A 21,266-nucleotide genomic window follows, 5' to 3' on the forward strand; every position below is an offset into this window, starting at 1 on the left:
CGCCCCGTCCGGGGCGGTTTTGATTCGCGCGGCAGCTTCTCCCTCATCGGGCGCTGAACGGCACCCGCGCCTTGGCCGAGAAGGTCCACACGCGGGTGTTGCCGCCGATGCCGCCATATTCGGCGCCGAGACCGACGCCGGCGCCACCCGCCGTCTCGATGCCGAGGCCGCCGGTGAAGCGGGCCGACCAGCCCTGCAGCAGCGGCGTCGACGCCAAGGCGCCGGCGACGAGGGCGTTGGCGTCCTCCTTGTTGAAATAATAGTCGCCATACATGCCGACGAACGGCGTCAGCAGCAGGCCGCTATCGAGCCAGGCAACGGGGTAGGCGGCGCGCAGACCGCTGGAGGCGCGGCCGCTGGCGAAGTCGTAGGAGCCCTGCCGCGTGCCCAGCGAGTCGGTATAGGCGTTCTGGTGCTCCCACAGCGCGTAGACCTTGGTCGACGGCTCCAGCACCACGCCCGCCCATTTGTAGGTGCCGGTCAGGCCGGAGGAGAGCATCCATCGCTGGCCGGTGAAGCTGCCCTGCGCGGTTCCTGCGCTGCCATCATAACCGATGCCGGAATAAGCGACGGCGGCGTCGAAGCGCAAGGTCGGCACGATCTTCCAGCCGAGATAGGCGCCGGTGGTCCAGCCGTCGCCCTTCAGCTTTCCGTTGATGTCCTGCTGGGTGTAGCTGAACGTCTCGTAGCCGCCGAGCACGCCGACCAGGACGCTCGGCGACGCGCGATAGGTCAGCCCCATCATGGCGTTGAGCTGCTGGCCGTAGAGCGAGGCCTGGCTGGACTGGGTGACGCCGGCCGTGCTGGTCGTGCCGAAGCGGTCGACGCCGGTGCCGCGCACGTCGGCCCATAGCAGCCACTCCTTCTGCTCGTGCCATTTCGGCGCCGCCTGCTTCTTGTCGCCGCGGTCGATCGCGGCAAAGGCATCGTCGACCCGGTTGCGATTGACGGCGCGTCCGCGCTGCGGCGCGCCCGGCAGCAGCGAGGACGCGGCATTGGTGCCGGCGGCGCCGTCCGCGGCCACAGGCCGCTCGTCCTGATCACGCGGATCGGCCGAGAAGTTGAAGCGCATGCGCGTGCCGCCCGGCGTCAGGAACGCCCCACCGCCGTCGCTGAAGCCATCGGCAATCGCATCATCGATCGCGCCCGAGATTGCCTGCCCGGAGTTCTGCGCCACCATCTTCGAGACGGTCTGCTGCAGCGAGCGCAGCCGCACGCTGTCGACCGGCACGTTGACGGTCTGAGCGAGCCCAGGCGACGTGCTCGCCGTGAACAGTGCGCTACCGCCATAGCTCGCCGTGATGGTATGGCTGCCGACCGCAAGCGTCGAAATCGCGAGCGTGGCGACGCCGCCCGTCAGAGCTCCCGTGCCGATCGGCGAGCCATTGTCGTTGAACGTCACCGTGCCGGTCGGCGTCCCGCCGCCGCCGACTTGCGGCGTCACGGTCGCGGTGAAGGTCACCGGCTGGCCGAACTGGCTCGGGTTCTGGGACGATGTCAGCGCCACCGTCGTGCTGAGCCGCCCGACCGAGAGGCTGAACGTGGCGCTGGCGGTCGCGCTGACGGTGTCGGTCACTGTCACCGTATAGGTCGCCGCCGGCGTCGTAGTGGTCGGCGTGCCGCTGATCTGGCCGTTCGACGCATTGAAGCTAAGACCGGCCGGCAGGGCTGGAGACACCGCATAGGTCAGTGTGCCGGTGCCGCCGGAGCCCGTCACCGGCGTGAACGGCGTCACTGCCTGGTTGATCGGCAGCGTGGTGGATGGCACGGCCGTCGTCGCGGCGACCGGACCGTTGACGGTCAGGCTGAAGGTCGCGCTCGCGGTCGCGCTGTTGATGTCGGTGACGGTGACCGTGAACGTCGTCGCCGCTGTCGGCACGGTCGGCGTGCCGGTGACCTGGCCGTTCGATGTATTGAAGCTGAGGCCGGCCGGCAAAGTGGGAGACACCGCATAGGTCAGCGTCCCCGTGCCACCCGATCCGGTCACCGGCGTGAACGGCGTGACCGGCTGATTGTACGGCAGCGTGGTGGACGGCACGGCCGTCGTAGCGGAGACCGCGCCGCTCACCGTCAGGCTGAATGTGTTGGTCGCGGTCGCGCTGGCCGCATCGGTCACGGTGACCGTGTAGGTGGCGGCGCCGCTCGCGGTCGTCGGCGTGCCGCTGATGCTGCCGGTCGAGCTGTTGATCGTGAGACCTGCGGGTAGCGAAGGCGATACGCTGTAGGTGTATGGCGTGGTGCCGCCGCCGCCGGTCACCGGCGTGAAGGCGGTGACCGCCTGGTTTGCGGTCACGACCTTCGACGCGATCGCCTGCGTCGCGGTCACCGGGCCGTTCACCGTCAGGCTGAACGTGTTGGAGGCGGTGGCGCTGTTGGCATCGTTGATCGTGACCGTGTAGTTGGTAGTGCCGCTGATCACCGTCGGCGTGCCGGTGATCGCGCCGGTGCTGGTGCTGAACGTGAGGCCCGTGGGCAGGGACGGTGAGATGCCGTAGGTGTAGGACGGCGTGCCGCCTGCTGCGGTGACCGGCGTGAACGAGGTTGCCGCCGTATTCTGTGTCAGCGCCTTGGAGGCGATCGCCTGGGTCGCGCTCAACGGGCCGTTGACCGTCACCTGGAAGGTGCCGCTGGCCGTGCCGTTGTTGGCGTCCGTCACCGTTACCGTGTAGGTGGTGGTGCTGCTGACGACGGTCGGCGTGCCGCTGACCTGGCCGGTCGCCGTGTTGAAGCTGAGGCCGGCCGGCAGTGTCGGCGAGATTCCGTAAGACAGTGGTGACGTGCCGCCGCCGCCGTTGATCGGGGTGAACGACGTGATCGCCGTGTTCACGGTGACGGTGGCCGAGGTCACCGATGGCGTCGCCGTGACCGCGCTGTTGACCGTCAGGCTGAACGTGTTGCTCGCGGTGGCACTATTGGCGTCGGTGACGGTGATCGTATAGGTGGTCGCACCGCTGGTCGCGGTCGGCGTGCCTGTGATCGCACCCGTGCTGCTGCCGAGCGAGAGGCCCGCAGGCAGTGATGGCGAGATGGTGTAGGTCAGCGAGGGCGTGCCGCCGCCGCCGGTGACCGGGGTGAAGTTGGTCGACGGCTGGTTCCGGGTCAGCGTCTTCGAGGCGACCGACTGTGTGGCAGTCACCGCGGCGTTGACGGCGAGCGTGAACGTATTCGAGGCGGTCGCCGAGTTGGCGTCGGTCACGGTGATCGTATAGGTCTGCGACCCGCTCGTGGCGGTCGGCGTTCCCGTGATCGCACCGCTCGAGGGACTGAGCGTCAGGCCCGAGGGCAGCGACGGCGAGATGCTGTAGGTATAGTTCGGCGTGCCGCCGCCGCCCGTGACCGGCGTGAAGTTGGTCGAGGGCTGGTTCTGGGTGAGCGTCTTGGACGCCACCGACTGCGTCGCCGTGACCGCGCCGTTGACCGTCAACTGGAAGGTCTTGCTGTCCGACAGGCTGTTGGTATCGGTGACCGTGACCGTATAGGTCGTGGCGCTGCTGGTGACCGTGGGCGTGCCGCTGATCGCACCATTCGTCGTGTTGAAGCTGAGGCCGGACGGCAATGTCGGCGAAATGCCGTAGGTGAGCGATCCGGTGCCGCCGCTACCGGTGACCGGCGTGAAGGACGTGGTCGCCGTGTTGACAGTCAAACCCTTCGACGCAATGGCCTGGGTCGCGATCGGTCCCGCCGGCAAGCCAGTGATCTTGACGAAGATGGGATTGAACGGCGACGTCGGGGTCGAGGGACAGCTCGCCGTCGGACAGTTGTTGGAATCGATCGCATACATCGTGATGTAGTCGGTCGATTGGCCGCTGGTATTGAGGCCGAGCAGTGCGAACGAGTAGGAGCTCGTTTGTCCACCGTCCACCGAATTCGCCGACACCTTGAACTGCACGCCGTTGGCGGATGTCACCGTCTGATTGCTGTAGGTCGGTGTCAGCACGGTGCCCGCGTTCGCAAAGGACGAGACGTTGAAGCTTGCGGACGGATACAGGCCGAGAGAGATGTCAGCATCCTGTGTGCCGACGGTGTTGAAGGCATTGCTGCAGACATTCGACCCCTGCGTCTGCGTGGTGGTCGCGCTGCCGGTGCCCGAGCCGCTATAGCCCGAATAGGCCGCCGTGAGCGCAGAGCCGCAAAAGGTCGAGCCGGCCGATTGAGCCTGGGCGCCCGACGAGAGGCCGAGCAAGGTGAGGCTCACCGCCGCGGCGACGCTGGCAGCGTTCACGGCTCGCTTAGAAAGAGGTCGCGAAAGCCTGCGGCCCGACGTCGCACGATCGAACGACGTGGCGAGACGCGCACATCCGCTTCGAAGCAGGTGGATCAGTAACAGAAAAAGCACAATGCCCCCTCGCGCCGATCCTATGTCTGGAGCGTGCGCGCCTCGTTGAAATCAGATCGCTGGTACTCAATGCCGCGATCTTGTCGCTACTACCCAAGGTTAGGCAAGCCGCCGCCGGCCCATGAGGGACATCAAGGAGGCATGCAGAGCGGATTTGGAAGGTGACGTTGCCGACGCGCAACATCATGGAACCGTTGGAATCAGGACGAGTGTGTTCCGCGGTAATATGATGATGATCACGCAATGCACGCCGATCAACACATGGCAACATCCGAATCTCGCGAAGGCCACAAGCTCACTCACGACCTCAGGTTGCTGCCTTGTGGACCGGGCTTGACGCGCGAACATGCGCTCTCTAACAATCAAAGCGCGAGAGTTATTTTCTCTCGCCTATCGGACGCGTGTCCATCGCTCGATCTTATTGAACCTTTGCTTTCACCTGCGAACTGATTGTCGAAGAACATATTCGGGGGAGACACTGCATGCCGTTGACGCCTGTGCTCGGGCAGATCATGCCCTTTGCCGGAAACCAGGCCCCGCGTGGATGGGCGTTCTGCAACGGCGCGCTGCTCGCGATCCAGCCCAATCAGGCGCTGTTCTCGCTGCTCGGTACTTATTACGGCGGCAATGGCGTCACGACCTTCGCGCTGCCGGACCTGCGTGGCCGCGCCATCCTCGGCTCGACCGGAAACGGCGGCCAATATCCGGCTGGCATGGTCAGCGGTGAAACGTCAGTGACGCTGACCGTCCCGCAGCTTCCGTCACATAATCATTTGATGCAGGCGTCGACGACCAACGGCGCAGGGCGCGTCGCCGCGCCGACGGACAAGCTGTTCGGAACCAATACGTTTCCGCCGACCGACACCAAGTTGATCTTCGCCACCGCAGGGGTCGGCGAAGTGCCGCTGGCAACGGGCACCAACATCACCAACACCGGCGGCGGGCAGGCGCACAACAACATGCAGCCCTATCTCGTCATCAACTATCTGATCGCGATGCAGGGGGTCTATCCCTCACGCGACTGAGGCGGGTCGGCGCAGCTCACGCCGGCCGTGTTCGACCTTCTCGATCGAGACGCAATGTCGCGCCGTCGGCAAGACGGCGTCGATCGCTCAATGGCATCGCTCAATGACATGGCTCAATGATACGGCTCAATGATACGGCTCAATGATACGGCTCAATGAAAGGATGTCGGGATGTCAGACCCGTTTCTCGGCGAGATCAGGCTGTTCGCCTTTCCACGCGTGCCGGAATGGCTGGCTGGCCTGCGACGGAAGCTCGCAATCCATCGCTGCCAATGATGCGCTTTACGCCGTCATCGGAACGACCTTCGGCGGCGATGGCATCCAGACCTTCAACCTTCCCGATCTGCGCGGGCGCGTCCCGCTCGGGCAGGGCACGACGCAGGATGGCACGCCGTATATCATCGGCCAGATCGCGGGCGAGGACGATCATACTTTGATCTCGAACGAGATTCCTGCCCACAGTCACGCTCTGCTGTCGTGCACCGTTCCCGCCGATACGGCGACGCCTGGCCCGACCGTCCATCTAGCGACTGCGTCGACTGGCAATCTCGACGCGCCCATCGCCGATGCAGGAACCTACTCGGTCATGGCTCCCTGCCTGGTCGCTACGGGACAGAGCGTTCCGCACAACAACATCATGCCGACGGTTGTCGGCAACTACTGCATCTGCATCGCCGGCATCTTCCCCTCGCCAGGCTGAGGCGTCGCGGCACGATCGCAACTCATCGCGTAGTCTCGAATGGCGCATTCTCGAGGAGAGTCCACGTGTCAGATCCCTTCATCGGCGAAATCCAGGCTTTTCCGTTCACCTTCGCCACCGGCGGGTTCAACAGTGCCTGGCTGCCGTGCTTCGGGCAGGTGCTGCCGATCCAGCGATATACGCCGTTGTTCGCGCTGATCGGCACCTATTATGGCGGCAACGGCACCACCAACTTCCAGCTCCCCAATCTGAGCGGCAGCATCACCAACGGCCAGGGCGACGGCCCCGGCCTGCAGCCGCGCGTGATCGGCGAGACGCTTGGCAGCAGCACCGTATCCCTGGTGTCCGCCGAGTTGCCGTCCCACACGCATAATCTGCAGCTCGGGAGCAAGAGTGCTGAGAACGCTGCGCCCGGACCGGGGACGGCCGGCACCATGGTGGCCATCGATCCCGGCTTCAACGGCTTCGTGGCCCCGCCGGCGAATGTCAACTTTGCGCCGAATGCGGTCACGTCGACCGGGCAGAACATCCCGCACGACAACATGCAGCCGACCCAGGCGCTGATCTGGTGCATTTGCTATGCGGGCATCTTCCCGTCGTTCAACAACTCCTGACCTCGCATGTCCGTGGCAACGACGATCGCCAGCGAGATCGTCTCGCAGGATGCGCGCTTGCGGCTGCGGCTCGGCGATATCGCCGACGAGCCGTTCCTGCGCGACCTGTTCAAGTCCGTGAAAGCGGCGCAACTCGCGACCGCCGGCCTGCCTTCTGCAATGCTCGATATCGTGGTGGCGCAGCAGTATCGTGCGCAGGTGGCGGGCTATGCGGCGCAGTGTCCGGCGGCGCAGTCTCTGATCATCCTCCGCGATGGTTCGCCGGTCGGGCGGCTGCTGCTCGATCGCACTGTCACGCGGTGGCACGTCGTCGATCTCGCGTTGCTGCCGGGCGCCCGCAACGCCGGGGTCGGGCGCGAGATCATGGAAGCGGTCGCCGCCGCGGCACGGGAGCAGGGCGCCGGCGTCCTCTCGCTCGCGGTCGCGACCAGCAATGAGGACGCGATGCGGTTCTATGCGCGGCTGGGTTTCTGCGATATCGCGGATGCGGCCACGGCCTCGCATCGCCGGATGGAGCTTGTGCTCGCAAGCTAACCTGCCGCCGCGACCTCGTGTAGGAACGCGATCAGCGCTGCATTCACCTCGGCGGCGCATTCCTGCTGGATCCAGTGACCGGCGCCCTCGATGATCAGCTTGCGCCGGAGGTCGGGCAGCACGCGCTCCATGTCCTGCACGCGCTTGGCGCCGATGATTCCCTTGATCACGGCATCGTCGCTGCCGGCGATGAACAATGATGGCTGGCGGATCGGCGCATCCTGCCACGGCGCGGTCAGCTCCCAGTTGCGGTCGATGTTGCGATACCAGTTGAGGCCGCCGCGAAAGCCGGAGGTACGGTAGGCCGCGATGAACTCGGCGAGGTCGGCTTCACTGAGCCAAGCCGGCAGAGGCAGGTTGGGATTCGTCTCGCCAAGGAAAGCCCTTGCCGGGCGCCACGAACAGCGACTGCGGGTCGGAGAAGCCTCGTGCGAGCATAGTGCGCATCGTCAGGGCCACGTCTCGCTCGAGCTCGGCCTCGGCGACACCGGCGTCTGAAAATACTGCCAGTAGAAATTCGCGATACCGCCGGCCTTGAGCGTCTCGAGCGGCCGGCCGCGTCCGCGAAACGGCGGCGGCACGCTCAGGCCGGCCACGGCGGTGAACATGTCCGGGCGAAACATCGCGGCGTGCCACGCCACCGGCGCCCCCCAATCATGGCCGATGATCACGGCCTGGCGTTCTCCGAGCGCTCCGACGAGCGCCACCATGTCGCCCACAGTGTCGAAGATGGAGTAGGCGGCAATATCAGCAGGCGCCTGCGAGCGGCCGAAGCCGCGCATGTCGGGCGCCACGACCCGATAACCAGCCTCGGCGAGCGCCGGGATCTGATGCCGCCACGAATAGGACAGCTCGGGCCAGCCATGGCAGAGCAGAACGAGCGGACCTTCGCCCTGTTCGCGCACGAACAGCTCAATTCCGTTGGCCTCGACGATCCGCGCCTGTGACACCGCGTCCTCCCAGTGGTTTTTCTGTTCTTGGTCCTACGGTATCGCATCGCGCGCAGCACGGTGCAAATCGCGGGACAGCCACGGCGGCGGCGGACTGCCGAGTTGTTTGCGCACCGCCCAGATGCTAGATTCCAAGCGCGCTCCAGAGCTTAGCCGATGAATCTCATGCTTTTACCGTTCCGCCGCGCCGGCACCACGTCCGGGCGGACGACGCGTGCCCTCATCGCCCTGGCGGCCGCGCTGGCGGTCGGCTGGAGCGGGATGCTCTATGCCGCCAACCAGAGCGTCCAGGGCGCGAAAAAGGAAGACGGCGGCTTCGACGGGGACGCGCCGACCGCGATCCTGGTCGAGGCCAACAGCGGCAGCGTGCTGTTCGAGAAGAACGCCGACGAGCTTCGCGCGCCCTCCAGCATGATGAAGCTGATGACCGCCGAAGTGGTCTTCAACGCCGTCAAGGAAGGCACCATCAAGCTCAACGACGAATACCGCATCAGCGAGAATGCCTGGCGCCGCGGCGGCGCGCCGTCGGGCACCTCGACGATGTTCGCAGCGCTCAACAGCAAAGTGTCCGTCAGCGATCTCCTGCATGGCGCGATCATCCAGAGCGGCAACGATGCCTGCATCGCGCTCGCCGAGGGCATGGCCGGCAACGAGAAGATCTTTGCCGCGGACTACATGACCAAGCGTGCCCGCGAGCTCGGCCTGACGAAATCGACCTTCGCCAATTCCAATGGCCTGCCGGACCCCGGCAACAAGATGACGGTGCGCGAGCTGTCGATGCTCGCGCGGCACATCATCCTGGATTTCCCGGAATTCTATAAGATCTTCGGCGAGAAGGAATTCACCTGGAACAAGATCCGCCAGCAGAACCGCAATCCGCTGCTGAATGCGATGGAAGGCGCTGATGGCCTGAAGACCGGCTTCACGAAGGAGGGCGGCTACGGCATGGTCGGTTCCGCCGTGCAGAACGGCACGAGGCTGATCGTCGTGGTCAACGGCCTCGAGGATCCCGAGGATCGCGCCACCGAGGCCAAGAAGATGCTGGAATGGGGTTTCCGCAACTTCGAGACCCGCACCTTGTTCACCGCCGACCAGACGCTCGGCTACGCAAAAGTGTTCGGCGGCGAGAGCCGCTCGGTCAAGCTGTCGAGCCCGGTGCCGGTCAAGGTGATGGTGCAGAAGAACGGCGGCGAGAAGCTGCTCGCGCGGATCATCTACAGCGGGCCGGTCAAAGCGCCGGTCGAGCCGGGGCAGAAGGTCGGGGTTGTCAGGGTCTGGCGCGGCCCCAATATCGCCATGGAGGCCCCCGTCTATGCTGCGGAGGCGGTGGCCAGGGGGTCCACGATGCGGCGCGCGATCGACGGAGCGAGCGAGCTCGTGATCGGAATGTTCCGCGCCGGGGCCGAGAAGCTCTAGAGACATGGCGGATGCAGCTTTGAAACGTGGTCCGGGCCGCGGCCGATTCGTCACCTTCGAAGGCGGCGAGGGCGCCGGAAAATCCACGCAGATCAAGATGTTGGCGGACCGTCTGGAGAAAGAGGGTGTGCGCGTGGTCTTGACGCGCGAGCCCGGCGGCTCGCCCGGCGCCGAGATCATGCGTCACCTCGTGCTCTCCGGGATGGGCAAGCTGCTCGGCGCCGAGGCCGAGACGCTGCTGTTCGCCGCCGCCCGCGACGACCATGTGCGCAACGTGATTCTGCCGGCGCTCAACCAGGGCAGCTGGGTGCTGTGCGACCGCTTTTTCGATTCGACGCGGGCCTATCAGGGCAGCCAGGGCAAGGTCGCGCCCGACGTGCTCAACGCGATGCAGCGGGTGACGATCGGCGATCTCAAGCCGGACCTGACCCTGATCCTCGACGTGCCCGTCGAGGTCGGCCTGCAGCGCGCCTCGGCGCGGCGCGGCAGCGGCACGCCGGACCGGTTCGAGGGCGAGGACATCAAGTTCCACAAAGGCTTGCGCGACGCCTTTCACAAGATCGCGGCCGACGATCCCAGGCGCTGCGTGCTGATCGACGCGACCGCGAGCGCCGAGGCCGTGTCGCACATCGTCTGGGATGCCGTACGCGAGCGCCTGTTCACGGCTGTGGCAGCCGCGTCATGAGTGCGCGCAAGGTCGAGCCGGAAATCGCGGTCCGCCATCCGCGCGAGACCACGGCGCTGTTCGGGCACCGCGAGGCGGAGGCCGCTTTGCTTGCCGCCTATCGCAGCGGCCGCATGGCGCATGCCTGGCTGATCGGAGGGCCGCAGGGCATCGGCAAGGCGACCTTGGCCTATCGCATGGCGCGGTTCGTGCTGGCGCATCGCGATCCCACCGCCATGGAGGTGCGCGCTGCCGAATCGCTCCACGTCGATGCGGACGATCATGTCGCCCGGCTGATCGCCTCGGAGGCCCATGGCGGCCTGCTGACCTTGGAGCGCTCCGCCAACGACAAGGGCGTGCTGCGGACGGTCATCACCGTGGACGAGACGCGCGAGACGATCTCGTTCTTCGGCTCGACGGCGGCCGTCGAAGGTTGGCGCGTCTGCATCGTTGACACCGTCGACGAGCTCAATCCCAACGCGGCGAATGCGCTGCTGAAGATTTTGGAGGAGCCGCCGCAGCAATCGCTGTTCCTGCTGGTCAGCCACGCCCCCGCACGGGTGCTCGCTACGATCAAGTCGCGCTGCCGACGGCTTGCGCTGCGGGCGCTGTCGACCGAGGACGTCATCAGCGCAGCCGCCGAGGCGACCGGCATGGACGGCGGCGAGCCGGCGCTGCGCGAGGCGGCCAAGGCCTCCGAGGGCAGCGTCTCCAGGACCGTGATGCTGATGGGCGGCGACGGGCTGCAGTTGCAGACCCGGACCGCGGCGCTGCTCGCGGGCCTGCCGCGAATCGACGCCGGCGAGCTGCATGCCCTGGGCGACGCGCTCGGCACCAGCGATCGCGTCGCGCTGGCGAGCTTCCTCGACAGCATCGAGCGCTGGGTGGCGGAACGGCTGCGGGCGCAAGATCCGAACGCGGAACTGCCGCGCCTTGCACGGCTGGCGGAGGTATGGGAAAAGATCGTCCGCGCCGCGCGCGACACCGAATCCTATAATCTGGAGCGAAAACCGCTGGTTTTCTCGGTGTTCGGGATGCTCGCCGAAGCCACGCGGTAACGCGCCGACCATCATCCCGGGATCATCAGGATCAATCCGTCCACCGACGGCGTCAAAGAGGAATCTGCCGTGGCCAAGGCCAGCAAGACAACCGTGAAGAAGGGCAAGCCGGCGACCAAGGGCGCCGCGAACAAGGCTGCCACCAAGAAGGCTGTGAAGTCACCCGCGAAGGCCAAGACCGCCGCGACCAAAGCCAAGGCGAAGGCCGCGGCTGACAAGGACAAGAAGGCGAAGGCTGCGAAAGCCAAGGCTACGAAAGGCAAAACGTCTTCCGCGCCCGCCAAGAGCAAGGCACCGAAGGCTGCGAAGAAGGTCGCTGCCAGCAAAGGGACTGCCAAGAAGGCTGTGAAGGTGCCTGCCAAGAAGGCCGCGGCCAAGCCTGCTACACCGGTCAAGAAGACCGCTCCCAAAGCCGCCGCCACCAAGCCCGCGTCGTCGAAGAAGCCAGCGGCGACGAAGCCCGCGCCTGCTCCGAATCCAGTCGTGCCAGCGGCTACCGAGAGCCCGAAGCCGGCGCGCGCCGCAAAGCCCAAGGCCCCGCGCAAGCCGAAGGTCGAGGCCGTCGCGGCTCCCGACATCGAGATCGCCGAGATCGACGTGGCTGAGGTCGAGGTTGTCGAGATCGAGGTCACCGAGACAGAGGAAGCCGCCGAGCCCGTGGCCGCCGCGCCGGCCGAGAGCAACACCTTCTACGTCACCACCGCGATCGCCTATCCCAATGGCAGCCCGCATATCGGCCACGCCTATGAGGCGATCGCGACCGATGCCATCGCGCGGTTTGCGCGGCTCGACGGCAAGGACGTGTTCTTCCTGACCGGCACCGACGAGCACGGCCTCAAGATGGTGCAGACCGCGCAGAACGAGGGCCTGACGCCGTCCGAGCTCGCGACCCGCAACGCCGGCCGCTTCCGCGAGATGGACGAGCGGCTGAACGTTTCGTTCGACCGCTTCATCCGCACCACCGAGCCCGCCCACCACGCATCGGTGCAGGCGATCTGGACGCGCATGCTCGAGAACGGCGACATCTACGCCGACACCTATTCGGGCTGGTACTCGGTGCGCGACGAGGCGTACTACGCCGAGGAGGAGACGGTCGTCGGCGAGGACAATGTCCGCCGTGGACCCCAGGGCACACCGGTCGAATGGGTCGAGGAGAAGAGCTACTTCTTCCGCCTGTCGGCCTATCAGGACAAGCTGCTGGCGCTGTATGAGAGCCAGCCCGATTTCATCGGGCCTGATGCGCGGCGCAACGAGATCACGAGCTTCGTGAAGGGGGGCCTCAAGGACCTCTCGATCTCGCGCACCACGTTCGACTGGGGCGTCCGCGTGCCCCATGACGACGAGCACGTGATGTATGTCTGGGTCGACGCGCTGACCAACTACATCACCGGCGTCGGCTTCCCCGACGAGAGCGACAAGAACTGGAAGTACTGGCCCGCCGACGTCCACGTCATCGGCAAGGACATCATCCGCTTCCATGCGGTGTACTGGCCGGCGTTCCTGATGTCGGCCGGCGTGCCCGTGCCAAAGCGGGTCTATGCGCATGGCTTCCTGTTCAACAGGGGCGAGAAGATGTCGAAATCGGTCGGCAACGTCGTCGATCCGTTCAATCTCGCCGACCAGTATGGCGTCGACCAGCTGCGCTATTTCTTCCTCCGCGAGGTGCCGTTCGGCCAGGACGGCAACTACAATCACGAGGCGATCGTCGCGCGCATCAACGCCGACCTCGCCAACGACCTCGGCAATCTCGCGCAGCGCTCGCTGTCGATGATCACCAAGCAATTGGGCGGCGTGCTACCGGAGCCCGGCGAGTTCTCTGCCAACGACCAGGCGATCCTGGCCGAGGCCGATGCGATGATCGGAGCGGCGCGGAAAGCCATGGCGACGCAGCAGATCCACCAATGGCTGAATGCCGTGTGGTCGGTGGTCGCCGAGGCGAACCGCTATTTCGCGGGCGAGGCGCCGTGGGCGCTGGCCAAGACCGATCCGAAGCGCCAGCACACCGTGCTCTACGTCACCGCCGAGGTGATCCGGCAGGTCGCGATCCTGACGCAGCCGGTGATGCCGACGGCGTCCGCGAAGCTGCTCGACAGCCTCGGGATCCCCGAAGGTGAGCGGACCTTCGCGCAGCTCGGCGGCGAGGTGCGCATTGCGGCGGGCACGCAGCTGCCGGCACCGCAGGCGGTGTTCCCGCGCTACATCGAACCGACGGCGGCGTGATGCTGGTCGACAGCCATTGCCATCTGGATTTTCCGGACTTTGCAGAGGATCTGGATGGCATCGTCACGCGTGCCGCCGCGGCTGGCGTCGGCCGACTGGTGACGATCTCGACCCGGGTGCGCAGGCTGCCGGACCTGCTCGCCATCACCGAGCGGTTCGACAACGTGTTCTGCTCGGTCGGTACGCATCCTCACAACGCCGATGAGGAGGACGGCATCACGGCCGAGGAGCTGATCGCGCTAACGAAGCATCCGAAGGTGGTCGCGCTCGGCGAGGCCGGGCTCGACAATTTCTACGACCACGGCTCCAAGGACGCGCAGGAGCGCGGGTTCCGCGCACATATCGCGGCGGCCCGCGCAACCGGCCTGCCACTGGTGATCCACACCCGCGAGGCCGATGAGCAGTGTAGCCGCATCCTCGACGAGGAGATGGCGCGCGGACCTTTCAAGGCCGTGCTGCATTGCTACACCGGCGGACGCGAGCTGGCGATGAAGGCGATCGATCTCGGACTGCACATCTCGTTCACGGGCATCGTGACGTTCAAGAAGTCGGAGAGCTTGCGCGCGCTTGCCGCCGAGGTGCCGGCCGACCGCATCATGGTCGAGACCGACGCGCCGTATCTGGCGCCGGGCAAGTTCCGCGGCAAGCGCAACGAGCCGGCCTATGTGGTGGAGACGGCGAAGGTGCTGGCGGAAACGCGCGGCGTCTCGTTCGAGGAATTCTCGCGCCAGACCTCTGATACCTTCTTCAAGCTGTTCTCCAAGGTGCCACGACCCGAGGTGCTGGCATGACCCTGACGCTCACCATCCTTGGCTGCGGCTCGTCGGCCGGCGTGCCGCGCCCGGCGCTGGGATGGGGCGCCTGCGACCCGAGCAACCCCAAAAACCGCCGCCGCCGCTGCTCGCTGCTCGCCGAGCGCCACGGGCCGCATGGCGTGACGCGGGTGGTGATCGACACCTCGCCAGATCTGCGCGAGCAGCTGATCGACGCGGAGGTCGATCACATCGATGCGGTCTTCCTCACGCATGAGCATGCCGACCAGACCCATGGCATCGACGATCTGCGCTCGGTGGTGCTGCATCAGCGCCGGCGCATTCCGGTCTACCTGAACCAGTCGACCGCCAAGGACATCATGCACCGGTTCTCCTATTGCTTCATCTCGCCACCGGGCAGCGACTATCCGCCGATCCTGACGCAGCATTCGATCGAAGCCGGCGAGACCCAGGCTGTGGAAGGGAAGGGCGGCGAACTGAAGCTGACCGCCTTCCTGGTCCAGCACGGCAACATCCCCGCGCTCGGCTATCGCATCGGCAACGCCGCCTATACGCCCGATCTGAACGACATTCCCGAGGAGAGCTGGGGCGCGCTGGAAGACCTCGACCTCTGGATCGTCGACGGCCTGCGGCCGGCATCGCATCCGAGTCATTTCTCGGTCAACGACGCGCTCGCCTGGATCGAGCGCTTCAAGCCGCGGCGCGCCGTCATCACCAACATGACCGCCGACCTCGACTACGAGGTGCTGCGCCAGAGCCTGCCGGCCGGCGTGGTCCCGGCCTATGACGGCATGCGACTGGAACTGACTGCGTAGGGTGGGCAAAGGCGCGGGCAAACTCTCGCCACGCGCGAGGTGGAAGCGGCGCCGTGCCCACCATCTTGCCGATGAGTACGCCGCCCGCCGGTGGGCACGCGTCGCCTGACGGCGCCGCTTTGCCCACCCTACGCAGCAACTCGCACTGAACTAACAAGGAGCAGCTTGCCATGCTGTCGCTGTTCTTCGAGGTCGAGGTCAAGCCCGGCCGTCTCGATCAGTACCTCCAGCTCGCAGCCGCGCTGCGGCCCGAGCTCGACGCGCTCGGCGGCTGCCTGTTCCTCGATCGCTTCAGGAGCCTGTCGCGCGACAACCTGATCCTGTCCTACCAGATCTGGCAGGACGAGGGCGCCATGACCGCCTGGCGCGTCCACGCCCATCACCACGATATCCAGACGCTCGGCCGCGACAAGGTGTTTTCCGACTATCGCCTGCGCGTCGCCGAGCTGGTGCACGAGGTGAGGCCGGGGCAGGCGGCCTGGCAGCCGGAGCGGCGTGGGACGTACAACGATCCGAAGCGGCGTGCGCCGACTTATGTGCTCGTGCTGGAGACGGCAGAGCCGCAGTTGAATACTGTTACGAACCTAGGGGTCGAGAGCTTTTCCAGCGTGTATCGGCAAGGCCGCTTCGCGCATTTAATCGAGCTGCCGGACGAATCCACCGGCATCTCGCTGAGCGCTCAACTCCTCACCGAACCCGGCTCCGACAACATTCGCATCGTTGAAGTCAGCAGAGACTACGGCATGTACGAACGCCGCGAAGCGCCGCAATACTATCCGCAGAAGAGCAGGGGCGAAGCGATCGACTAATCGTCCGCACAACACGATCGAAAGAAAAAAGACGCGCAAGTTTGGTCACGTAATTGCGCCTCTCCACGCGCGTTGCTCGCGGAGAGACACCCCTCACCCAATCGAGTACGAGGCGGCGCCGGCGCTGCCCTCTCCCACCCTGGCGAAGCTTCGCTTCGCCTTGGGGGCGAGGGCACTGTATCGGGTAGCGGTGCGGAGGCCGGGAGTGTTCAGAGTGCTGTCAGGACAGGCTGCGGCCATCGAGAGTCGAGCGGACGTCACCTTGTCTCGCCGCGGGCGCGGTGGCGGTGACTGGGCCCTCGCCCCTTGTGGGAGAGGGCATGTATGACAGTGCCACAAGCTCGCTTGGGTGAGGGGTTCTTACGTCACATTGCGCTTTGAGTTCGTGGCAACCCCTCACCCGGTTTCGATGCCTTGCATCGAAACCACCCTCTCCCACAAGGGGAGAGGGTGCACCGTCCGCGTCGATGCAGCTCATCAGCTCAGCTGATAGTTCGGTTGCCCTACGCCGAGATCGCCTTCGCCGAATTCACCTCATTGCGCAGCAGGAACTTCTGGATCTTCCCCGTCGACGTCTTCGGGATCGGGCCGAACACCACGACCTTCGGCGTCTTGAAGCCGGACATGTGGCTGCGGCAATAGGCGATGATCTCGGCTTCCGTCGCCTGGGCGCCGTCCTTCAGCTCGACGAAGGCGCAGGGGACCTCGCCCCATTTCGGGTCGGGCTTGGCGACGACGGCGGCGAACAGCACGGCAGGATGCTTGTAGAGGATGTCCTCGACCTCGACGGAGGAGATGTTCTCGCCGCCGGAGATGATGATGTCCTTTGAGCGGTCCTTGATGATGACGTAGCCGTGCTCGTCGAGCACGCCGAGATCGCCGGTGTGAAACCAGCCGCCGGCGAACGCCTCCTGCGTGGCCTTCTCGTTCTTCAGGTAACCCTTCATGACGATGTTGCCGCGGAACATGACCTCACCGATGGTCTCGCCGTCGCGCGGCACCTCCTGCATCGTCTCCGGATCGAGCACGGTAACGGCTTCCTGGAGCGGATAGGGCACGCCCTGGCGACGCTTCAGCCGCGCGCGCTCGGGCGCCGGCAAATCGTCCCAGCCGGGCTGCTCGGCGCAGACGGAGGCGGGGCCGTAGACCTCGGTGAGGCCGTAGACATGCGTCAGCTTGATGCCGATGCTCTCGGCGCCTTCGAGCACGGCAACCGGCGGCGCGGCGCCGGCGATCAGGCCGACAACTGGCTTCTCGCGCTTCCCCTTGGGCGCATCAGGCGCGTTGATCAGCACGTTGTAGACGATCGGCGCGCCGCACATGTGGGTGACGCCGTGAGTCTTGATCAGCTCGAAGATCTTGGTCGGCTCGACCTTGCGCAGGCAGACATTGACGCCCGCCGCGGCCGCCATGGTCCAGGGAAAGCACCAGCCGTTGCAGTGGAACATCGGCAGGGTCCAGAGATAGACCGGATGCTGGCCGAGTCCGCCGGCGAGGATGTTGCTGACGGCGTTGAGATAGGCGCCACGATGATGCGTCACGACGCCCTTGGGATTGCCTGTCGTGCCCGACGTGTAGCTCATCGCGATCGCATCCCACTCGTCAGCGGGACGGCGCGGTTCGAAAGAGGGATCGCCAGCAGCGACCGCGGCCTCGTACTCGATCTCGCCGATGCGGCCGCCGCCGGCGTAGGACGCATCATCGACGTCGATCACGAACGGTTTTGCGCCGCTCATCAGCTTCAGCGCTTCGCTGATCACGCCGGAGAATTCCGGATCGACCAGGATGATCTTGGCCTGGCCGTGGTCGAGCTGGAATGCGATCGACGGCGCGTCGAGGCGGATGTTGAGCGTGTTGAGCACGGCGCCGGTCATCGGCACCGCGAAATGCGCTTCGTTCATCGCCGGGATGTTTGGCAGCATCGCTGCGACCGTATCGCCGACGCCGATGCCGCGGCCGACGAGATAGGACGCGAAGCGCTGGCAGCGCTCGTCGGTCTGGCGCCAAGTGAAGCTGCGGCCTTCATAGACCGTGCTGACATGGTCGGGGTAGACGGCCGCGCTGCGCGCCAGGAAGCTGAGCGGCGTCAGCGGCACGTAGTTGGCGGGGTTCTTGTCGAGGCCGAGCTGGTATTGGTTGGTGCTCATGGCTGCCCTCCCTTGTCACCCCTGGAGTTTACAGGAACCCAATCGAAATCCACGGAAAAATCGCAACGATGATCAGGCCGATCAGAAGCGCCAGCAGGTAGCCCCAGATCGGCCTTATGCCCTCGGCGGGATCGACCCGGCCGATGGCGCAGGCGGCGTAATATCCGACCCCGAAGGGCGGCGCGAACAGGCCAATGCCCATCGCCAGGATGATCACCATGGCATAATGCACCTCGTGCACGCCGACCGCGCGCGCGATCGGAAACAGCAGCGGCCCGAACAGCACGATCGCCGGAATGCCCTCGAGCACGCTGCCGAGGATCGTGAAGGCCACGATCGAGACTGCAATGAAGGTCGCAGGGCCGCCCGGCAGGCCGGTCATGGCGGCTGCGAGCGAGCGCGAGAAGCCGGACTGGGTCAGGCCCCAGGCCATGCCGGTGGCGGTGCCGATGATCAGCAGGATCGCGCCGGACAGCGCGGCCGTCTCGATCAGCATCGGCATCAGCCGGCGCCAGTCGAACTTGCGATACACCAGAAGGCCCGCGAGCACGCCGTAGACGATGCCGATGGTCGAGACCTCCGTGGCTGTGGCGATACCCTCGACAACCGCGGCGCGGATCACGAAGGGCAGGGCCAGGGCAGGGACCGACACCACGAACGCCTTGCCGATCTCGGCAGCCGTCGCGCGGCGGACGCCGCTCATGTCCTCGTTGCGATAGCGCCACCACACCAGCGTGCACAGCGTGAATGCGAGCACCACGCCCGGCAGCAGGCCGCCGGTGAACAGCGCCGCGATCGAGACGCCGGTGACCGAGCCGATGGTGATCAGCACCAGGCTCGGCGGGATGGTTTCGGTCTGCGCGCCGGTGGCGGCGAGCAGGGCGACGAGATCGCCGGGCCTGGCGCCGCGCGCCTTCATCTCCGGAAACAGCACCGGCGCCACCGCGGCCATGTCGGCCGCCTTGGCGCCGGAGATGCCGGACACCAGATACATCGCGCCGACCAGCACGTAATGCAGCCCGCCGCGGACGTGGCCGAGCAAGCTCGCCAGGAACGCGACCATGGCGCGCGCCATGCCGGTCATCTCGATCAGCAGGCCGAGGAAGACGAATAGCGGCACGGATAGCAGGATGAGGTGGCTCATGCCCTCGTCCATGCGCCCGACCAGCACCATCAGCGGCGTCCGCGTCGTGAGCGCCAGATAGCCGAAGATCGCAAGCCCGAACGCGAACGCGATCGGCACGCCGGCGAACACGCAGACGCCGACCACGCCGACGAAGAAGATCACGAGATTGATGTTGCCGAGCGGCTTCAGCACCGGCTGCGCCAGCCAGAATAGCGCCAGGATCGCCGCGATGGATATCACGGCCAGCAGCATGGTCCGGAAATTGGCCGTGCGCGCCAAACGGATCAACGCGAACAGCGCCATCAGCCCGATGCCGACCGGCAGCGCCGCGGCGCGGCAGATGTTGGAGATCTGCAGCGCCGGCGTGGTGATGTAGCTTTCCTCGTAGGCGTATTCCCAGGACGGCCAGGCGATCATCACAAGGAACGCCAGCGCGGCGGAGGTCGCCACCAGATCGAGATAGCCGCGCAAGCCCGGGCTTGCGCGCGCCACCATGGCGGTCATGCGCATGTGCTCGCCGCGGCGGAAGGCCACCGCGGCGCCGAGCATCGCCAGCCACAGGAACAAGATCGAGGCCAGCTCGTCCGACCAGATCAGCGGCCGGTGCAGGCCATAGCGCGCGACCACGCCGGCGAACAGGATCACGATCTCGGCTACGACCAGCAGCGCGGCCGGGATCTCGACCAGGAGGCCGAGCAGGGCCTCCAGGCGGTCCAGCCAGGACCAGCGTCGAGGGGTCTCGATGACCACCTCACCGACCGCAATTTCCGTGAACTCGGCATGCGCCATGACGTCACCCGAACGCGCTTACGTCAGTGTCGTCAGGACAGCTTGCCGACGGCCCTTTCCAACAGCCCCCAGGCCTCGTCGCCATACTTGCCCTTCCACTCGGCGTAGAAGCCTGCGGTGCGCAGCTTGTCGCGGAACGGCGCGACGTTGGGCTGATTGAAGGTCAGGCCCTTGCCGGCGAGATCCTGCTGCAGGCCCGCATTGAGCTTGGCGACGTCCTCGCGCTCCTTCACCGCGGCGGCGTTGATGTGCTTGGCGACGATCTCGCGCATGTCGGCCGGCACGGCCTCCCAGGCGCGGCGGTTCGCCAGGAACCAGAAGCCATCCCACATGTGATTGGTGAGCGAGCAGTACTTCTGCACCTCGTACAGCTTGGCCGTCGAGATGATCGCCAGCGGGTTCTCCTGGCCCTCGACGACCTTGGTCTGCAGCGCCGAATAGACCTCGCTGAAATTGATCGACGCCGGCGCCGCCTCGAACGCCTTGAACATCGAGGTCCACAGCGGCGACACCGGCACGCGGATCTTGAAGCCCTTGAGATCGTCAGGACCGTTGATCGGCTTGGTCGACGACGTCGTCTGGCGGAAGCCATTGTCCCAGATCTTGTCCATGACCATCAAGCCGGCCTTGTTGATCTGACCGCGCACGTAAGCGCCGAGATCGCCGTCCATGGCCTTCCAGACCGTGTCGTAGTCCGGGAATGCGAAGCCGATGCCGTTGATCGACGCCGCCGGCACAAGGGTCGCCAGGATCAGGCCCGACAGCGTGAAGAACTCGACGCCGCCCGAGCGGATCTGGCTCAGCATGTCCGTGTCCGAGCCGAGCTGGTTGTTCGGAAAGATCTGCAGGTCGAACTTGCCGTTGGTCTCGGCCTTGATCGCTGCCGCCATCTCCTTGGCGCGGACGTTGAGCGGATGCGTGTCGGGCAGGTTGTTGGCGTACTTGTAAGTAAAATCGGCACTCTGTGCGCGCGCGACATGCGGGGCCGCGATCCCACCCAGAACGGCCGAGGCCGCTGATGCCTTCAACAGCGCGCGTCGTGACAGGCTCATTCTCGTTTCTCCCTGGAGATACTTCTTCTTGTTTCATGCTCAGCCGGAGGACGCGCGGTTCGAATCCCGCGGCGTCAGCGGCGCCGTCTGCGCTTATTGCAGCGATGAGCCGCAGCGGCAATATCGGCGTTCGCAGCAGAGCTTGGGAGACGGATTTGAGAGCCACGGGGGACGCTGTGGCGAAACCTGGAGATGCGTCCTAGAAGGCGCGGATGCTCGTGGCCGGTTCGAGCTTCTG

14 protein-coding genes and 2 pseudogenes are annotated in these 21,266 nt (G+C 65.8%); 11 read left to right on the forward strand and 5 right to left on the reverse strand.

Features of this window, described 5'->3' with window-relative positions; translation table 11 throughout:
* Positions 1-43: 43 nt before the first annotated feature.
* Positions 44-4,222: a putative Ig domain-containing protein gene (locus tag ACVILH_RS25075; RefSeq protein ID WP_456715276.1), complete on the reverse strand. Its 4,179-nt coding sequence runs from the start codon at positions 4,220-4,222 to the stop codon at positions 44-46.
* A gap of 596 nt (positions 4,223-4,818) precedes the next feature.
* Between ACVILH_RS25075 and ACVILH_RS25080 the strand changes: the two genes are divergently transcribed.
* The 4 genes and pseudogenes from ACVILH_RS25080 (at position 4,819) to ACVILH_RS25095 (ending at position 7,209) form a co-directional block, all read left to right on the forward strand.
* A complete protein-coding gene (locus ACVILH_RS25080) occupies positions 4,819-5,361 on the forward strand; it encodes a phage tail protein (RefSeq protein WP_456715277.1) in 543 nt (180 codons plus the stop codon).
* 163 nt (positions 5,362-5,524) lie between these two features.
* Positions 5,525-5,662, forward strand: a pseudogene (locus ACVILH_RS25085) (phage tail protein); the annotation flags it as partial.
* A 464-nt stretch (positions 5,663-6,126) separates the two neighbouring features.
* The gene (locus ACVILH_RS25090) at positions 6,127-6,675 is read left to right on the forward strand and encodes a phage tail protein (RefSeq protein ID WP_456715278.1); all 549 of its coding nucleotides are present in this window, start codon (positions 6,127-6,129) and stop codon (positions 6,673-6,675) included.
* Positions 6,676-6,732: 57 nt separating this feature from the next.
* Entirely contained in the window at positions 6,733-7,209 is a 477-nt protein-coding gene (locus tag ACVILH_RS25095; RefSeq protein WP_456715279.1) for a GNAT family N-acetyltransferase, read from the forward strand.
* Here the strand turns inward: ACVILH_RS25095 and ACVILH_RS25100 are convergent.
* Positions 7,206-8,114: pseudogene (locus ACVILH_RS25100) on the reverse strand (alpha/beta fold hydrolase). The gene ACVILH_RS25095 and the pseudogene ACVILH_RS25100 sit on opposite strands and share 4 nt — an antisense overlap.
* 306 nt (positions 8,115-8,420) lie before the next feature.
* On the opposite strand from ACVILH_RS25100, the gene ACVILH_RS25105 reads away from it, so the two are divergent.
* The 7 genes from ACVILH_RS25105 (at position 8,421) to ACVILH_RS25135 (ending at position 15,914) form a co-directional block, all read left to right on the forward strand.
* Entirely contained in the window at positions 8,421-9,575 is a 1,155-nt protein-coding gene (locus tag ACVILH_RS25105) for a D-alanyl-D-alanine carboxypeptidase family protein (protein ID WP_456717071.1), read from the forward strand.
* 4 nt (positions 9,576-9,579) lie between these two features.
* Complete coding sequence (gene tmk, locus ACVILH_RS25110; RefSeq protein ID WP_257164796.1) at positions 9,580-10,260, forward strand: dTMP kinase; 681 nt, start codon at positions 9,580-9,582, stop codon at positions 10,258-10,260.
* A complete protein-coding gene (locus tag ACVILH_RS25115; protein ID WP_456715280.1) occupies positions 10,257-11,297 on the forward strand; it encodes a DNA polymerase III subunit delta' in 1,041 nt (346 codons plus the stop codon). The genes tmk and ACVILH_RS25115 overlap by 4 nt, the downstream gene beginning before the upstream one ends.
* 69 nt (positions 11,298-11,366) lie before the next feature.
* Positions 11,367-13,517 (forward strand): methionine--tRNA ligase, encoded by a 2,151-nt coding sequence (gene metG, locus ACVILH_RS25120; RefSeq protein ID WP_456715281.1) that lies wholly within the window; start codon positions 11,367-11,369, stop codon positions 13,515-13,517.
* The gene (locus ACVILH_RS25125; protein ID WP_456715282.1) at positions 13,517-14,308 is read left to right on the forward strand and encodes a TatD family hydrolase; all 792 of its coding nucleotides are present in this window, start codon (positions 13,517-13,519) and stop codon (positions 14,306-14,308) included. The genes metG and ACVILH_RS25125 overlap by 1 nt, the downstream gene beginning before the upstream one ends.
* Positions 14,305-15,105: an MBL fold metallo-hydrolase gene (locus tag ACVILH_RS25130; RefSeq protein WP_456715283.1), complete on the forward strand. Its 801-nt coding sequence runs from the start codon at positions 14,305-14,307 to the stop codon at positions 15,103-15,105. Before ACVILH_RS25125 ends, ACVILH_RS25130 begins: the two co-directional genes overlap by 4 nt.
* Before the next feature lie 170 nt (positions 15,106-15,275).
* A complete protein-coding gene (locus tag ACVILH_RS25135; protein WP_456715284.1) occupies positions 15,276-15,914 on the forward strand; it encodes an antibiotic biosynthesis monooxygenase family protein in 639 nt (212 codons plus the stop codon).
* A 503-nt stretch (positions 15,915-16,417) separates the two neighbouring features.
* Here ACVILH_RS25135 and ACVILH_RS25140 read toward each other — a convergent pair.
* Genes ACVILH_RS25140 through ACVILH_RS25150 form a run of 3 tightly spaced genes read right to left on the reverse strand, consistent with a single transcriptional unit; the run spans position 16,418 to position 21,028 of the window.
* Positions 16,418-18,061 carry an acyl-CoA synthetase gene (locus ACVILH_RS25140; protein WP_456715285.1) on the reverse strand — a complete coding sequence of 548 codons (1,644 nt, stop codon included), beginning with the start codon at positions 18,059-18,061 and terminating at the stop codon, positions 16,418-16,420.
* A 28-nt stretch (positions 18,062-18,089) separates the two neighbouring features.
* A complete protein-coding gene (locus ACVILH_RS25145) occupies positions 18,090-19,976 on the reverse strand; it encodes a TRAP transporter large permease (protein WP_456715286.1) in 1,887 nt (628 codons plus the stop codon).
* 32 nt (positions 19,977-20,008) lie between these two features.
* Positions 20,009-21,028, reverse strand: coding sequence for a TRAP transporter substrate-binding protein (locus ACVILH_RS25150; RefSeq protein ID WP_456715287.1), 1,020 nt, complete (start codon positions 21,026-21,028; stop codon positions 20,009-20,011).
* Positions 21,029-21,266: the final 238 nt, after the last annotated feature.

The organism is Bradyrhizobium sp. USDA 4353, assembly GCF_054063215.1.

Bases quoted from the DNA above. Each gene is read 5' to 3' on its own strand.
- ACVILH_RS25140 (WP_456715285.1), bottom strand. From the start codon at position 18,061: ATGAGCACCAACCAATACCAGCTCGGCCTCGACAAGAACCCCGCCAAC.
- ACVILH_RS25150 (WP_456715287.1), bottom strand. From the start codon at position 21,028: ATGAGCCTGTCACGACGCGCGCTGTTGAAGGCATCAGCGGCCTCGGCC.
- ACVILH_RS25125 (WP_456715282.1), top strand. From the start codon at position 13,517: ATGCTGGTCGACAGCCATTGCCATCTGGATTTTCCGGACTTTGCAGAG.
- ACVILH_RS25080 (WP_456715277.1), top strand. From the start codon at position 4,819: ATGCCGTTGACGCCTGTGCTCGGGCAGATCATGCCCTTTGCCGGAAAC.
- ACVILH_RS25115 (WP_456715280.1), top strand. From the start codon at position 10,257: ATGAGTGCGCGCAAGGTCGAGCCGGAAATCGCGGTCCGCCATCCGCGC.
- tmk (WP_257164796.1), top strand. From the start codon at position 9,580: ATGGCGGATGCAGCTTTGAAACGTGGTCCGGGCCGCGGCCGATTCGTC.
- ACVILH_RS25130 (WP_456715283.1), top strand. From the start codon at position 14,305: ATGACCCTGACGCTCACCATCCTTGGCTGCGGCTCGTCGGCCGGCGTG.
- ACVILH_RS25135 (WP_456715284.1), top strand. From the start codon at position 15,276: ATGCTGTCGCTGTTCTTCGAGGTCGAGGTCAAGCCCGGCCGTCTCGAT.
- ACVILH_RS25145 (WP_456715286.1), bottom strand. From the start codon at position 19,976: ATGGCGCATGCCGAGTTCACGGAAATTGCGGTCGGTGAGGTGGTCATC.
- ACVILH_RS25105 (WP_456717071.1), top strand. From the start codon at position 8,421: ATGCTCTATGCCGCCAACCAGAGCGTCCAGGGCGCGAAAAAGGAAGAC.